12 protein-coding genes are annotated in these 15,458 nt (G+C 61.6%); 4 read left to right on the top strand and 8 right to left on the bottom strand.

The window, feature by feature from the left end; all coding sequences use genetic code 11:
* Positions 1-292: 292 nt before the first annotated feature.
* The 3 genes from GIV35_RS01760 to GIV35_RS01770 are packed head-to-tail and all read left to right on the top strand — an operon-like array spanning position 293 to position 3,255.
* Positions 293-2,398 (top strand): putative bifunctional diguanylate cyclase/phosphodiesterase, encoded by a 2,106-nt coding sequence (locus tag GIV35_RS01760; protein WP_198714438.1) that lies wholly within the window; start codon positions 293-295, stop codon positions 2,396-2,398.
* Between the two features lie 42 nt (positions 2,399-2,440).
* Positions 2,441-2,941, top strand: coding sequence for a M48 metallopeptidase family protein (locus tag GIV35_RS01765; RefSeq protein ID WP_236264084.1), 501 nt, complete (start codon positions 2,441-2,443; stop codon positions 2,939-2,941).
* A 17-nt stretch (positions 2,942-2,958) separates the two neighbouring features.
* Positions 2,959-3,255, top strand: a complete 297-nt coding sequence (locus GIV35_RS01770) for a winged helix-turn-helix domain-containing protein (protein ID WP_014720272.1) — start codon at positions 2,959-2,961, stop codon at positions 3,253-3,255.
* Between the two features lie 88 nt (positions 3,256-3,343).
* Here the strand turns inward: GIV35_RS01770 and GIV35_RS01775 are convergent, their stop codons facing one another.
* A complete protein-coding gene (locus GIV35_RS01775) occupies positions 3,344-3,796 on the bottom strand; it encodes a GNAT family N-acetyltransferase (protein ID WP_105228809.1) in 453 nt (150 codons plus the stop codon).
* Positions 3,797-3,993: 197 nt separating this feature from the next.
* Here GIV35_RS01775 and GIV35_RS01780 point away from each other — a divergent pair, with 197 nt between their 5' ends.
* A complete protein-coding gene (locus GIV35_RS01780; RefSeq protein ID WP_198714437.1) occupies positions 3,994-4,731 on the top strand; it encodes a substrate-binding periplasmic protein in 738 nt (245 codons plus the stop codon).
* A 106-nt stretch (positions 4,732-4,837) separates the two neighbouring features.
* Here GIV35_RS01780 and yccS read toward each other — a convergent pair whose 3' ends face one another.
* The 7 genes from yccS to GIV35_RS01815 all read right to left on the bottom strand — a co-directional run bounded on the left by yccS (position 4,838) and on the right by GIV35_RS01815 (position 15,298).
* On the bottom strand, positions 4,838-7,021 hold the full coding sequence (gene yccS / locus GIV35_RS01785; RefSeq protein ID WP_223023261.1) for a YccS family putative transporter: 2,184 nt from the start codon (positions 7,019-7,021) through the stop codon (positions 4,838-4,840).
* A 207-nt stretch (positions 7,022-7,228) separates the two neighbouring features.
* Positions 7,229-8,407 carry an NAD(P)/FAD-dependent oxidoreductase gene (locus tag GIV35_RS01790; RefSeq protein WP_202692568.1) on the bottom strand — a complete coding sequence of 393 codons (1,179 nt, stop codon included), beginning with the start codon at positions 8,405-8,407 and terminating at the stop codon, positions 7,229-7,231.
* A 145-nt stretch (positions 8,408-8,552) separates the two neighbouring features.
* On the bottom strand, positions 8,553-9,890 hold the full coding sequence (dbpA, locus tag GIV35_RS01795) for an ATP-dependent RNA helicase DbpA (RefSeq protein ID WP_233475092.1): 1,338 nt from the start codon (positions 9,888-9,890) through the stop codon (positions 8,553-8,555).
* 130 nt (positions 9,891-10,020) lie between these two features.
* Complete coding sequence (gene mdtD, locus GIV35_RS01800; RefSeq protein WP_034128900.1) at positions 10,021-11,448, bottom strand: multidrug transporter subunit MdtD; 1,428 nt, start codon at positions 11,446-11,448, stop codon at positions 10,021-10,023.
* A 36-nt stretch (positions 11,449-11,484) separates the two neighbouring features.
* Positions 11,485-12,375 carry an alpha/beta fold hydrolase gene (locus GIV35_RS01805; RefSeq protein WP_034128899.1) on the bottom strand — a complete coding sequence of 297 codons (891 nt, stop codon included), beginning with the start codon at positions 12,373-12,375 and terminating at the stop codon, positions 11,485-11,487.
* Between the two features lie 164 nt (positions 12,376-12,539).
* Positions 12,540-13,856: a TldD/PmbA family protein gene (locus tag GIV35_RS01810; RefSeq protein ID WP_200647913.1), complete on the bottom strand. Its 1,317-nt coding sequence runs from the start codon at positions 13,854-13,856 to the stop codon at positions 12,540-12,542.
* Positions 13,856-15,298, bottom strand: a complete 1,443-nt coding sequence (locus GIV35_RS01815; RefSeq protein WP_200647912.1) for a TldD/PmbA family protein — start codon at positions 15,296-15,298, stop codon at positions 13,856-13,858. The genes GIV35_RS01810 and GIV35_RS01815 overlap by 1 nt, the downstream gene beginning before the upstream one ends.
* Positions 15,299-15,458 lie beyond the last annotated feature (160 nt).

Consider the following 15,458-nt stretch of genomic DNA (forward strand, 5'->3'; position numbering starts at 1 on the left):
GGGTGTAGGCATTGGCCCAAAGGGCCTTCCAGGTTCTTTATAGGCGGTGCGGGTGAGATTGTTAAACAATTGCTGGCAATTTATTGGCGTCAGCTAAATGTCAAAAAGCCATGTTGCCCGTGAACCGCGGGCTACAGGGCCTTACCGTTAGTCGGCTTCCTGGCCTTTGGCACAATGAGGGCACCCACGTCACTTCTGCTTTTTTGGCCGCGCGGCTAGAGTGAGCCCTCAGTGTTTATCCGGCCTTGGTAGCAAAAGTGACCGGTGCAGCTCCCTAAGGAAGAGACGTAGCATGGATGGCGCTCCACAACACGACGATGCAATTTCGGTTCTGTTGGTGGTCGATGACTACCCGGAAAACCTCGTCAGCATGCGTGCGCTGTTGCAGCGTGACGACTGGCGGGTAATAACCGCCGCGTCTGGCCTGGAAGCCTTGGAGTTACTGCTGGCCCACGAGGTCGACCTGGTGCTGCTGGACGTGCGCATGCCGGGCATGGACGGTTTCGAGGTGGCGCGCCTGATGCGTGGCAGCCAGCGTACGCGCATGACGCCGATTATCTTTCTGACGGCCACCGCCCATTCGCCCGACGCGGTGCTGGAAGGCTACGCCAGTGGGGCGATCGACTACCTGTTCAAGCCCTTTGACTCGCACATCCTCAAGCCCAAGGTGCAGGCGTTGCTCGAACACCAGCGCAATCGCCGTGCCTTGCAGCGCCTGAGCCATGACCTGGAATTGGCCCGCGCTTTTAATGCCTCGGTGCTGGATAACGCCGCCGAGGGCATTCTGGTGGTGAGCGAAAACAGTGTGATCGAGTATGCCAACCCGGCCATTTCCCGGCTGTTGAATGCAACGATGGCTGAGTTGCAGGGCGAAAGTTTCCTCAGTTTCCTGCAAAAGCCCCATGTGCCAGCCTGGTTGGGCTTTCCCATGTACGAGGCGTATCGCAGGGGCGAGACGTGGCGCCAACACGATGCCATTTTGCGCACCGGTCGGGGCCAGCAGGTGCCGGTAGCGTTGTCCTGCGCGCCTTTGCCTGCGGAGCAGAAGGCAATGGTGGTGACGGTGCTGGACATGTCTGAAGTGCGTCACCTGCATCAGCAACTGGAATTCCAGGCCGTGACCGACCCGCTGACCGGGCTGCTGAACCGGCGCGGTTTCCATCAGGCGATGGAGAATACGTTGCTGCGCAGCGAACGTAGCGAGCAGGCGCTGGTATTGCTGTACCTGGACCTGGATGGTTTCAAGCGGGTCAACGATACGCTGGGCCATGACGCCGGGGATCGCGTGCTGCGTTGGGTTTCGGAGCAGATGCAAGCATGCCTGCGTTCCTACGACATTCTCGGGCGCATGGGCGGGGATGAATTCACCGCGTTGCTGGAGCTGGAGTTTCCCGAGCAGGCCGCGAAGATCGCGGAAAAGCTCATCGAGCGGGTATCGGTGTGCCAGCAGGTCGATGGTCTGGAGGTGATGCTTGGGGTCAGTATTGGCATCGCGACGTTCCCGGATTGCGGCTCGGACTTGAGCGGCCTGCTACGGGCCGCGGACATTGCCATGTACGAAGCCAAGCGCGCCGGCCGTCAGCAGTATCGTTACTACGACCAGGAAATGAACGGCCGCGCCCGCTCGCGGTTGATGCTGGAAGACAGTGTACGTACCGCCATCGCCAACAAGGATTTCACCTTGGTGTACCAGCCTCAGGTCTGTCTGGAAGACGGGCGTTTGCGCGGCGTCGAAGCGCTGTTGCGCTGGCAGCATCCCAGCGTCGGCGATGTGCCGCCGGGCCTGTTCTTGCCACTGCTGGAAGAGGCGCGGTTGATCAACCAGTTGAGTGCCTGGATCTACCAGCAAGTCGCCGCCCAGCGCCAGGCCTGGCAAGCCACCTTCGACCCCGAACTGGTGTTGAGCGTGAGCCTGAGCAGCAGCCAGTTCAACATGCCCAACCTGGCCAACCAACTGCAGCAGATGCTGGAGCGACATGGGTTACAGGCGCGACAACTGGAGGTGGAAATCGGCGAAGACTGCTTGATGAGCAATCTCGCCGAGTCCACCAAGCAACTCCAGTTACTGCGCCGGATCGGGGTGCGGATTGCCCTGGACGATTTTGGCTGCGGCCAGTGCTCCCTGGCCCATTTGCGCGACTTGGCGTTCGACACCCTCAAGCTCGACCCTCAACTGGTGGCGCGCCTGCCTGGCTCGGTGCGGGATGCGGCGATGGCGCGCAGCATCATCCAACTGTGTGAGCATTTTGGTGTGCTGGTGATCGCCGAAGGCGTGGAAACCCTTGAGCAAACCCAGTGGCTCAAGGCCAATGGCTGTGCCCATATCCAGGGGCCGTGGGCGGCGCTGCCGTTGATGGCCGAGGACGTTGCCGGCTGGTCGTACCCTCGCGCGCTTTGAATTCGCTACACTGGCGCCCGTCCCAATTGCGTTGCAGAGCCCATGACCGCGTTGAAATACCTCCAGGCATACCCCGCCGCGCTCCAGGAGCAAGTGCGCCAACTGATCGCCAAGGACCAGTTGGGGGCTTACCTGGACCAGCGTTACCCCGAACGCCATGCGGTGCAGAGCGACAAGGCCCTGTACGCCTATGCCCTGGCCTTGAAGCAGGAGCACCTGCGTAACGCGCCGTCTATCGACAAAGTGCTGTTCGACAACCGCCTGGACCTGACCCATCGTGCCTTGGGTTTACACACCACGATTTCCCGGGTGCAGGGCGGTAATCTCAAATCCAAGAAAGAGATCCGCATCGCTTCGCTGTTCAAGGAGGTGGCCCCGGAGTTTCTGCGCATGATCGTGGTGCACGAGCTGGCGCACTTCAAGGAATCGGACCACAACAAGGCGTTCTATAAACTCTGCCAATACATGATGCCGGGCTACCATCAGGTGGAATTCGACCTGCGTGTGTACCTCACCTGGCGCGATTTGCAGGGCAAGCCCTAACCCCAAGGCGACTGACCATGGATGTGAGCAAGACCAAAAGCAGCTTCTACCGCCGCCTGTACGTGGCGTACTTGATCGACAGCCAACTGGCCAGCAGCGTCCCGGCGCTGACCGAGGCCACCGGCATGCCTCGGCGTACCGCCCAGGACACCATTGCGGCGTTGGCCGACCTGGATATTGTGTGTGAGTTCGAGCAGGAGGACGGTGCGCGTCACCATGCCGGGCGCTATCGGATTCGGGACTGGGGAGCGATTGATCGGGGGTGGATCGAGGCTAATCTGGCGTCGATCAAGCAGGTGTTGGGCTATCCCTGAAGGTCGGCTTTGGCAGGACTGACGCTATCGCGGGCAAGCCCGGCTCCCACCGTCCAATGTGGGAGCTGGCTTGCCTGCGATGGCGCCCTCAGATGCGCCGCATACCAATATGTGGAATATCATCTTCCAGGTATTCCTCACCCGCCACCACAAACCCATATCGTCCGTAATACCCCTGCAAATGCGCCTGGGCCGAGAGAAAAATCGGCGTTTGCGGCCAGATATCCTCAATACGCTCAAGCGCCTCCTCCATCATTTGATGCCCCAGCCCGGTGCCCCGTGCCGCTGGCGAAACGATGACGCGACCAATCACCACATCGCCGCCCTGGGATTCCGGGTCCAGCAGGCGCAGGTAAGCCAATAGCTCATTATCTTGCCAGGCCATCAGGTGATGGGTGTCACCCGCCAGGTCCTGCCCGTCGATGTCCTGATACGCGCATTTCTGCTCGACGACGAATACCTCGCTGCGCAAACGCAGGACGGCATACAGCTGGTCCTTGCCCAAGTCGTCGTGATGTTTGCAAATCCAATCAACCGTCATGATGTGTGCTCTTGTAAAGACGTGCCTGGATAGTAAGCGCGGCGGGCGCTGCTGTCTAAAATTGGCAAATGTGTGAATGGCGTCAATTTGCCATCATTGAGTGCGTGCGCTGCTGGCTGCTTTGTGTAATCTGCAATGCAGGCTCATTGATGAGCTACTGTTATCAGGCCACCGCCTGCCCGCCAAGGACTTTGAGCATGCCGAGATTGACTCGTGCCGTTGCTTTGATCGCAGTGCTGCTGCTGGCCCAGCCGGTGCTGGCACAGCGTCTGCGTCTGGTGGCGGATGGCTGGCCGCCCTTCACCGATGCCACCTTGATCAATGGCGGTTTGGCCACGGATATCGTCAGCACGGCCCTGGCCCGTGCGGGGTACGCCAGTGATTTTGAACAGGTGCCCTGGGCCCGTGCGCTCAAGGGCGTGGGCGATGGGCGCTACGATGTGCTGATCAACGCCTGGTACGACGAGGCCCGCACGCAGTTTGGCCAGTTTTCTGCTGAGTACCTGCTTAACCGTGTGCGCTTTCTCAAGCGCAGCGACGATGACATTGTTTATCACAGCCTGGCCCGACTGCACGACGAGACCATCGCCGTGGTACGCGGTTACGCTTACTCGGCGGCATTCGATCAAGACACCCAGCTACAGAAAGTACCCGTGCACAACTTCGCCATGGCGGTGCGCATGCTCGCTGCGCGGCGGGTGCGGTTGACGCTGGAAGACGAATACGTAGCGCGTTATTACCTGGCTCGGGAGTCGCCGCGGGTGCGCAATGCGGTGGCGTTTGTGGACAAGCCGTTGAGCGAGAACAGCCTGCACATTCTGGTCAGTTTGAAGAACCCCGAGCATGCGCAGATTGTCGCTAGCTTTGATCGGGAGATTGCCAGGATGAAGGCTGATGGCAGTTATGCGCGCTTGATGAAGGCGCATGGGATGTAGCGTGCTTGCGGGCCTCATCGCGGGCAAGCCGGGCTCCCACATTTTGCCCGCATTCTTATGTTGGAACTCGGTTAAATGTGGGAGCTGGCTTGCCTGCGATAGCGGTCTAAGCCGCACCGGTATCCTTGATCAGATGCGCCGCCAACGTACGCAACGGCCCCAACTGCCGGCATATCAACGCCAACTGCGTTTGTACCAACCGCTGCGCCTCATCGATCTCATCGGGCATTTGCTCCAGCTCTGCCGCCAACCCTTCCTCGGCATCACTCTGGATCGCAATCGACTGTTTGTTGGCCAGGCCCGTGGCAATCTCATCGATGCTCGCCGCCAGGCTGTTGCCCGCGCCTTCGATCAAGTGCTCGCGCACGTCGGCCGGTAACTGAGTATCGCGGTGCGCACCCAACCCCGACAAATAGCTGAGCAAGGTGTGAGACAGCACCAGGAACCGAAAACCCACGTCGGCTTCCTTACGAAAGTGCCCAGGCTCCATCAGCATATTGGCCAGGGTGGTGGACAACGCGGCGTCGGCGTTGTGCGCGTTGCGGCGGGCCAGGCGGTAAGCCAGGTCGTCGCTCTTGCCGGCGGCGTATTGCTGCATGATCTGGCGCAGGTAGATGCTGTTGCAGGTCAGGGTGTTGGCCAGCACTTTGTTCAAGCGCCGGCCTTGCCAGTCCGGCAGGAACAGGAATACCGCCAGGCCAGCGATCAGGCTGCCGAGCAAGGTATCGAACAGGCGTGGCAGGAACAGCCCGTAGCCATCACCCACCTGGTTGAAGCAGAACAGCACCATCAGGGTGATCGCCGCCGTCGCCAGGGTGTAGCGGGTGGTGCGGTTGATAAAGAACACCAGGCCCGCGGCGATAGCGAACATCGACTGCACCACCGGGTTGGGGAACAGATCAAATAGCGCCCAGGCCACGGTGAGGCCGATGGCGGTGCCGATAATCCGCTGGCCGAGCTTGCGCCGGGTGGCGCCGTAGCTCGGTTGGCAGACGAACAGGGTGGTGAGGATGATCCAGTAACCCTGGGACGCGTGGATAGCGTGCAGGGTGGCGTAGCCGACGGTCAACGCCAGGGACAGGCGCAGGGCATGGCGAAACAGCAGCGAGGTGGGTGTGAGTTGGGTGCGCAGGCGCGTCCACATTTCCTTGAGGTTGCGCGGGGCGCGGTCCAGCAGGTTACTGTCGGTGGCGTCCGCCAGGGCATCGGGATTGCTGGCGTCGCCCAGCAGGCGGTCGAGTGTGGACAGGTTGGCCGCCAAGGCGCGCAATGAACGCAGCAGGCCGCGCCAAGCCGGGTTGCTCTGGATGCGCAGGTGCTCCAGGGACGCGTTGAGGTCGCCCAGGGCTTGGGCGAAGCTGTCGTCATAGATGAACGGTTGGCGCAGTTGGATCGACTCGGCCAGGGTCTGGCAGGCCTTGCCTTGCTGGCGCAGCAAGCGCTGGCAGCGAAACAGCACATCGCTATGGAAGAAGGCTTCAGTGAGGGCGTTGTAGGGGTAGTGGGATGAACTGGCGCGCTCGTGGATGTCCTGGGCCAGGAAGTACAGTTTCAGGTAGCGGCTGACCTTCGAGCCCGGTCGCCCATTGCCGACGCGGTGCAGGATGATTTCCTTCGCGGCATTCAGCGCAGCCACTACCCGGCCATTTTGCTGGGCCAACTCCAGGCGCCGCGCTTCCACGTCCAGCTGCCGGATCGGTTCGAACAACGATGACTTGAGCTTGAGGTAACGCCCCAGCTCGCGGAACAATCGCGCCAGGCTCTGCTGCACCGGCTGGTTGGAAAACAGCGCCTGCCACAGCACGGACAACGCGCCGTACCAGGCGGCACCGGCCACCAGCAGCAGCGGCTCATGCCAGAAATCCGTGACGGCGCCACCGCGCTGGTCCACGCCGATCATGGTGTAGACCGACAGAATCAAGGTGGCCGAAGCAATCGCGCCATAGCGTTCGCCCAGTGCGCCGAGCATGGTCAGGCCGAAACTGGCCAGGGCCAGGGCGATGGCAAATATCCAGGGGTAAGGGAACAGCAGCTCCACCGACAGCGCGGCAATGCTGAAACACACCAGTGTCACCGCCAGCGCGTTGAGGCGGCCTTGCCAGCTGTCATCGGTCTCGGCCAGGGCGCTGGCGATAATCCCTAGGAACAGCGGGATCAGCAGCGTCATTTCATCCTGGTACCAACACAACGCCATGCTGCCGGTGAGGGCGATGAACACCCGTACGCTGTAGCTGAATTTATCCAGCGCCCACAGGCGCCGCATGGACTGCTTGAACGAGGTCGATGACATGAAGTCTGGAGTCTTCCGGGACGTTGTCGCTAAATTGAGCCAGTAATGACGCCACGGCAAGCGTAGCGATCACATCGGACAGCAAAATTTTCAGTATCACTGCAAAACCAATGTGGGAGCTGGCTTGCCTGCGATAACGATGTGGGATTCACCGCCGCTATCGCAGGCAAGCCAGCTCCCACAGGGGATTGCATCTCAAGGTGCACATCAGGCGTATTGCGCGGCCGCGTAGCCCGAGGCCCAGGCCCACTGGAAATTGAACCCGCCCAGGTGGCCGGTCACGTCCAGCACTTCGCCGATAAAGTACAGGCCGGGGCTTTTCAGCGATTCCATGGTCTTGGACGACACTTCCCGCGTATCCACCCCGCCCAATGTTACCTCGGCGGTGCGATAACCCTCGGTGCCGGCCGGTACCAGTTGCCAGCTCCCCAGCTTTTGCGCGATATCGGCAATTTCAGCGTGGGCGTACTGCTTCATCGGCTTGGATTCGAACCAGCTTTGGGCCAGCAGGTTGGCCATCTTCTTGGTGAAGATCTCACCCAACAGGGTTTTCAATTCGCTGTTGGGGTGTTCGGCCTGTTGCTGTTGCAGCCAGGCATGGGCGTCGTGGTCGGGCAGCAGGTTGATTTCTACCGTGTCGCCGGAGTGCCAATACGAGGAAATCTGCAAAATCGCCGGCCCGCTCAGGCCGCGATGGGTGAACAGGATATTCTCGCGAAAGCTCTGGCCGTTGCAGCTCACCAGGCAGTCGACCGAGGTGCCGGACAACTCGCCGCACAACTCCTTGAGCTGGTCGGTGATGGTGAACGGCACCAGCCCGGCGCGGGTCGGCAGCAGTTCATGGCCGAATTGCCTGGCCACTTGGTAGCCGAAACCGGTGGCGCCCAGCGTCGGGATCGACAAGCCGCCAGTGGCGATCACCAGGGATTCACAGCGCAGCTCACCCAAGGTGGTTTGCAGTTGATAGCCGCTTTCGAGCTTGGCGATTGCCTCGATGGAGGTGTCCAGGTGCAGGCTCACGCCGGTCTGGATGCACTCGTCGAGCAGCATGCCGAGGATGTCGCTGGACTTGTTGTCGCAGAACAGTTGGCCGAGTTTCTTCTCGTGGTACGGTACGCCGTGTTTGGCCACCAGCCCGATGAAATCCCACTGGGTATAGCGGGCCAGGGCGGATTTGCAGAAGTGCGCGTTGTGCGAGAGGAAGTTGGCCGGCTCGGTGTACATGTTGGTGAAGTTGCAGCGGCCGCCACCGGACATCAGGATTTTCTTGCCGGCCTTGTTGGCGTGGTCGATCAACATCACCTTGCGCCCACGCCCGGCGGCGGTCAGCGCGCACATCAAGCCTGCGGCGCCGGCGCCAATGATCACAACTTCGGTCGAGCGCACAGCCATGTCCTCACAAAACTATTGATTTGAAATGCAATCAACACTGTGGGAGCTGGCTTGCCTGCGATGGCGGTAGTGGATTCACCGTCGCTATCGCGGGCAAGCCAGCTCCCACAGTGATTCGGTCCCTGCAGTCACTATGTTGTTACAGGATCCGCACGCGCAGCGAGCGGCCTTTGATCTTACCGTCATTCAAACGCTGCAACGCCTGCTTGGCGATGCCGCGTTCCACGGCCACGAAGGCCTGGAAGTCAAAGATAGCGATCTTGCCGACCTGGGCACCCGGAATGCCGGCTTCACCGGTCAATGCACCGAGGATGTCGCCTGGGCGCACCTTGTCTTTACGCCCGGCGGCGATGCACAGGGTGCTCATCTGCGGCAGCAACGGGCCACCGCTTTGCGGCTTGAGGTTGTCCAGTTGGTCCCAGTTCAGCGGCGACTTCTGCAGTTGCTCGATGGCCTGGGCGCGGTGGGCTTCGGACGGCGCTACCAGGCTGATGGCGATGCCGGTCTCACCGGCACGGCCGGTACGGCCTACACGGTGGATGTGAATTTCCGAGTCGCGGGCCAGTTCGACGTTGATCACCATGTCCAGTGCGTCGATGTCCAGGCCACGGGCGGCGACGTCGGTGGCCACCAGCACCGAGGTGCTGCGGTTGGCAAACATCGCCAGTACCTGGTCACGGTCGCGCTGTTCCAGGTCACCATGCAGGCCAACGGCGCAAATGCCTTTGGAGGTCAGGTGGTCGACGGTTTCCTGCACTTGCTGCTTGGTAAAGCAGAACGCCACGCAGGAGGCCGGGCGGAAGTGCGCCAGCACCTTGGTCACGGCGTCCATGCGCTCTTCCGGGGAGATCTCGTAGAAGCGTTGTTCGATCTGGTCGTCGGAGTGGAACGCTTCGGCTTTCACTTGCTGAGGCGCACGCATGAACTTGGAGGCCAGTTGCTTGATGCTCACCGGGTAAGTGGCCGAGAACAGCAGGGTCTGGCGGCGCGGTGGGGTCTTGCTGATGATGTCTTCGATGGCGTCGTAGAAGCCCATGTCGAGCATGCGGTCGGCTTCGTCGAGGATCAGGGTGTTCAAGCCGTCCAGCACCAGCGAACCTTTACGCAGGTGCTGCTGGATGCGGCCCGGGGTGCCGACGATGACGTGGGCGCCGTGCTCCAGGGAGGCGATCTGTGGGCCGAGGGACACGCCGCCGCACAGGGTCAGTACCTTGATGTTGTCTTCGGCACGGGCCAGGCGACGGATTTCCTTGGCGACCTGGTCGGCCAGTTCGCGGGTCGGGCACATCACCAGCGCCTGGCACCCGAAGTAGCGCGGGTTGATCGGGTTCAGCAGGCCGATGCCGAATGCGGCAGTCTTGCCGCTGCCGGTCTTGGCCTGGGCAATGAGGTCCAGCCCTTTGAGGATCACCGGCAAGCTTTGCGCCTGGATCTGCGTCATCTCGACGTAACCCAGCGAGTCGAGGTTAGCCAGCATGGCGGCGGACAGGGGCAAAGTATTAAAAGCGGTGGCGATGGTAGTCACGGGACTGGCTCTGCAAAACAAAATGTCGCGCAGTGTACCAGTCTCGTGGGATTTTCCCCGCAAGTTCTCGACGAGACGCCCGTTAGTGCTCGATATCGTGCTCGCGGCTGACCACCCTTTTGCCGTCCTTGGGCGACAGTTGCAGGAAGATCGCCGCCGCCAGCATCGCCATGAGGCCCACGGTGAGGAAGGTCAGTTGGAAGGCGCCCAGCACGGTATTGACCCCGTCATTGCCGGCTTCGGCGGTAAAGCCGCCGAGCAATGCACCGGCACAGGCCACGCCCAGGCTCAGGGACAACTGCGCCACTACCGACAGCAAGCTGTTGCCGCTGCTGGCCTGGGCGTCGTCGAGGTCGATCAGGGTGACGGTGTTCATGGCGGTAAATTGCAGGGAGTTGATGGCCCCCAGTACCGCCAGCATGGCCAACAGCAGCGGGTAGGGCGTTTGTTCGCTGACCAGGCCCATGCTCGCCAGCATCAGGCCCAGGGCCAGGGTGTTGCCGGTCAGGACGATGCGGTAGCCGAGGCGCTCGATAAGCGGGCGTGCGATGGACTTGGCGAACATCGCCGCCGCCGCCAGCGGCAACATGCTCATGCCGGCTTCCGACGGCGAATAGCCCAGCGCCACCTGCAGCAGCAGCGGTACCAGGAACGGCAATGCGCCGCTGCCCAGGCGCGCAAACAGATTGCCCAGAATCCCCACGGCAAAGGTGCGCGTCTTGAACAGCACCGGCGAGAACAGCGGGTTATCGATATGCCCGGCGCGCAGCCAGTACGCCGCCAGGCAGGCGAACCCGCCGAACAGCAGCAATATCACGCGCAGATGCGGCAGGTGCAGTTCGCCTAGGCCTTCCATGGCGATGGTGATCAGCACCATCGCCGCGCCGAACAGCAGAAAGCCGAGGCCGTCGAAGCGCGTGCGCTCGCTGCCGCGCAGGTCGGGGATGAATTTCCACACGGCGTAGCAGCCGATCATGCCCACCGGCAGGTTGATCAGGAAGATCCAGTGCCAGGTCAGGTATTGCACCATCCAGCCGCCCATTGTCGGGCCAAGCAAGGGGCCAAGCAGGCCGGGAATGGTGATGAAGCCCATGATTCGCACCAACTCGGAGCGCGGATAAGCCCGCAGTACCACCAGCCGTCCGACCGGCAGCATCAGCGCACCGCCCAGGCCCTGGATCACCCGTGCACCCACCAGCATGCTCAAGCTACTGGACAGCGCACACAGCAGCGACCCGATGCTGAACAGCATGATCGCGCCAAAGAAAATCTTCTTGGTGCCAAAGCGGTCAGCGATCCAGCCCGACGCCGGAATCAGCAAGGCGACGGTGAGCATGTAGGCGATCACCACGCCTTGCATGCGCAGCGGGTTTTCCGCGAGGTCCTGCGCCATGGCTGGCAGCGCGGTGTTGAGAATCGTCCCGTCCAGCGACTGCATGAAGAAGGCAATCGCTACCACCCAGGGGAGCCAGCGGGCGGTCTTGGCATCGAGAGGGGCACGATTTGGCATGGGATCCCTTTTAATTAGCAGGCTATGTGTTGGCGATTATGCGCCATCCGTCGCCGCTTTTCCCACTGGCGGTTCGTCTATATCTGACAATGTCACATGCTCGCCCACCAGGAAATCCAGCAACGCCCGATGCACTGCCAGCGCGGCTTCGCGGGACTCCAGGTCCAGCAGATGGCCGGTGTGTTCGGCCACCGCAAAGCTGCTGCGGCCTACGTAGTGTTTGAACAGTTGGGCTTCGTCGGCCGGCGTGTATTCGTCCAGCGCGCCGTTGAGAAAGTGCACCGGTGTTTCAATCTGCCGCAGTGCCGGCAAGTAGTTGCCATCGCCCAAGCCCAGCACCTGATGGATATGAAAGCGCGCTTGGCGGTATTCGGTGGTGGCCATGGTCGACAGGTGTCGATGGTTATTGCGCTTGAGGCGCGGCGACAGGTATTTGCCAACCGTTTCGTTGAGCAGATGGCCGACCGCCGACTTGTCATCGGCCTCGATCAGCACACGCACACGCTCGACATATTCCAGCATCGCCTGGTTGAGGTTGGGCGCCAGGGCCATCACCACCGAGCTTTCGATGGAGGGCGGGTTGTGCGCCAGGGTCAACAGCGTGGAGATGCCGCCCCAGGAGGCCGAAACCAGATGGTTGACCGCAAAGCGCGCTACCAAGGCACGCAGGATTTGCACCTCGTCGTCCTTGGTGACCAGGTCGAGTTCGGTGTTGTGCTCGCGTGACAAGCCAGAGAAGGGCAAGTCGAACAGCAGCACATTGAAGTGCTCGGCCAGGCATTTGCTGGTGCGGGCAAAGGAGCGCGTGGTGGACAACGCGCCATTGACCATCAGTACGGTTTTTCTATGCGGGTCGTTACCCAGTTGCTCTACGTGAACGTTGTAGTGCTTGTACAACTTCTCAATGACGAAACTTCCATGGTTCATCGCAGTACTTCCAGTGTGTGGCGGTATGCCACTAGCTGTTATAGCGAGGTTTTTTGCGGGCGACAACAGGTTGCCCGTGCAAACGGGGAGGAAGAGAATTTACGGTAGGAAGGACCGAAGCCGAGCCGTCTGAAATCAGCCCTTCCCACAGGTGTTTTGGATGTTTAGAGGGTCAGCGTCAGGCGTTTTACCAAAGCGCCTGGCAACAGGTTGGAAGCGGTGTTGCGCTGGTCATAGGTACTGGCCGACAACAGCAGTTCCCGATCAGCGGTCAGCGCTTCCAATTGCGAACCGAGCAACTGATAGACACTGTCATCAAAGCGCATGGTGCTGACTGGCGCCTTGATCTCGCCGTTTTCCACCCAGAAGGTCGCAAAGCGCGTCATGCCGGTCAGGCGCGCTGCCGGCAGGTCGGAGTAGTTCAGGTACCAGAGGTTGCTGATATACAGACCGGTGCCCAACTGCTTGAGAATATCGGCCTGGGCCAGGCTGCCGGCCGCCATTTGCAGGGCGCTGGGCGACTCGTCGCTGCTGGCGCCGTTGGTGTTCAAGCCGTATTCGGCGGCGCTGCGCGAGTTGACCAACTGGCCCTCGGCCTTGCCTGCGTTGATCAGGGTGACATCCTCACGCGGGTAGCCTTCAGTGGAAAACGCCTGGCTCAGGGAGCCGCTGATCTGCTCATCTACCGTCACCAGCGGGCTCAATGACTGATCACCCGCGTAAAGGCGTTGCAACGAACTGCCTTTGCTCGCAATGGCCTGGGCTGAAAAACCACCCCAGGTGATGATGCTGATGATTTCTTCCAGCGCTGCCGGCGCCAGGTAGGCGCGGTACTGGCCGGGCGCCAGGGTGTGGAGCGGGCGACCGAGAAACGCCAGTTGCTCACGGGCCTGTTGGAAACGGGCGGCGAATTCGGCGCTGTTCCAGGTGTGCCCGGCGTAGCTGGCTTTTACCGCTTCGCCATTGGCGTGGAACAGGCTGAAGTCGAAATTGAAGCTGTTAGCCCGGTGCCAGCCGAACGCCCCCGATGAGCTGGCGAAACCACGACTGATCGGGCCGGCGGCGTAGAAGCCAACAAGGTCCACGCCATCGGCGGCCTGGCTGATATCGTCCAGCACCTGGGCCAGTTCCGGCAGCGGGCGCAGCTGTTCGTTATGGCTGTGCCAGGCGTCGGGGTTCAGCAGCAGGTACGGGTCAGGCGGCAACAGCGGCAAGGTCTCACGCAGTTGTTGCAGGCCGTCGGCCAGGCGCTGGCGATCCAGCTGCGCCTCGCCGGACAGGGTGATACCCAGGTCGGCGTGGCGCCCATCGTTGATCAGCTTGAGGTTCAGGCTGGCCTGCTGTACCTGGCCCGCCTGGCGTACCTGCGCGTGGTTGAAGCGCACGAACTCGGACGCCTCATCCGCGTAGCCGAGTTGAAAGTGTTCTTGATCGGTGACCGCCTGCTTGAGCCAATCCACCAGAGCCTTGAAGTGGTTCATCAGGCATCTCCCCCAAACACATCGACATTGCTGAATACACAGGCCGGCGACGCATGGCCGACACGGATCACCTGGTTGGGTTCGCCCTTGCCGCAGTTGGGCGTGCCCAAGACCTTGAAGGTGCTGGCGTCGCCCACCGCGCTGAGCTTGCGCCAGAACTGCGCGGAAATCGCGCGGTAGTTGGGGTTCTTCACCACGCCCTTGAGTTCGCCGTTTTCGATCAACTGGCCCCACTCGCAGCCGAACTGGAACTTGTTGCGCGCATCGTCGATGGACCACGAACGGTTGGTCGACATCAGGATGCCGCTCTCAATGCCGCCCACCAATTGCGCGAGGCTTTTATCCCCAGGCTCGATATTCAGGTTGGCCATGCGGTCGATGGGCGCACGGTTCCAGCCGCAAGCGCGGCTGTTGGCGACGCCTGGCAGGTTGGCGCGAAATTGCGATAAGGCCCCGCCCAAGGGCCTGAGCAGCAGGCCCTCGCGAATCAGAAATTGCTTGCTGGCAGGTGTGCCGTCATCGTCATGAGCGTAGCTGGCAAGCTGTTCGGGGATGTCCGGGTCGAAGGTGACGTTGAGCAGCGGTGAGCCATATTGCAGGTGGCCGAAGTCGCTGGCTTTCACAAAACTGGTGCCGGCGTAATTGCGCTCGTCACCAAGGATGCGATCCAGCTCCAGCGGATGGCCGATCGACTCGTGGATCTGCAGGATCATCTGGTCGGGCATCAGCAGCAGGTCACGCGGGCCGTGGGGCGTATTCGGTGCGAGCAGCAATTGCAGGGCTTCGTCGGCCACCTTGCGGGCGGCGCCCACCAGGCCAAAACGCTGGATCACCCCGGCACTGCCTTGCTGGCCGAAGTTGGTACCGCCCAGGGTACGGGTCTGGCTGTCGTTGCCGTCGAAGGCGGTCACACTCAGGCCGGGGAACACGAAGCGCTGGGCCTGACGCAATTGCGCACCGGCGCTGTTGAGATAGATCTGTTCAACCCGCGTGGTCCCCAAACTGACTTCCCAGCTCACCAGGCGCTCATCCTTGGGCACGGCGGCGGACTCATCGCCGAGCAATTGGTAGCAGTCGCTCAGGGATGGGAAGGGCTGGTCGAGGTCGGGTGACAGGTAGTCGGCGACGTCGCTGGACACTGGCTGCTGGTGCAGGTCGAGCAGGGCGTGGGGCTTGATCAACCGGGCTTGCTGTTCAGCGCGCTCAAGGGCGGCTTGCAGGCCGGCAAGGGAAATGTCGTTGGTCGCGGCGTAGGCTTCCACGCCGTTGAGACGCACGGTAAGCATGGCGCCTTCGTCATGGCCCAGGTGAGGCGGCTCGGCGACGTTCTTGCGTACCGACAGGTACTGACCGGATTCGCGCACGTAGCGCAGGGAGAAAAATTCGGCGGTGGTGCGCAGGGCACCGAAGTGTTTCTTGAGCGTGGCGTGGTGTTCGAACATGGGGCCTTCCTTGTGGGCGGCTCGGCGCGGGCAGGCGAACAGAGTAGGCCTGGGCGGGGAGCTGATCAAGGAAAGTGTCGGCGGGTGGTTTTGCGGTGTCTGGTCGGGCCTCATCGCGGGCAAGCCCGGCTCCCACAGTTGATCGAGTCGTTCAGGCGAA

The organism is Pseudomonas sp. PA-1-6B, assembly GCF_021609545.1.
Classification (GTDB): Bacteria; Pseudomonadota; Gammaproteobacteria; order Pseudomonadales; family Pseudomonadaceae; genus Aquipseudomonas; species Aquipseudomonas fluorescens_BV.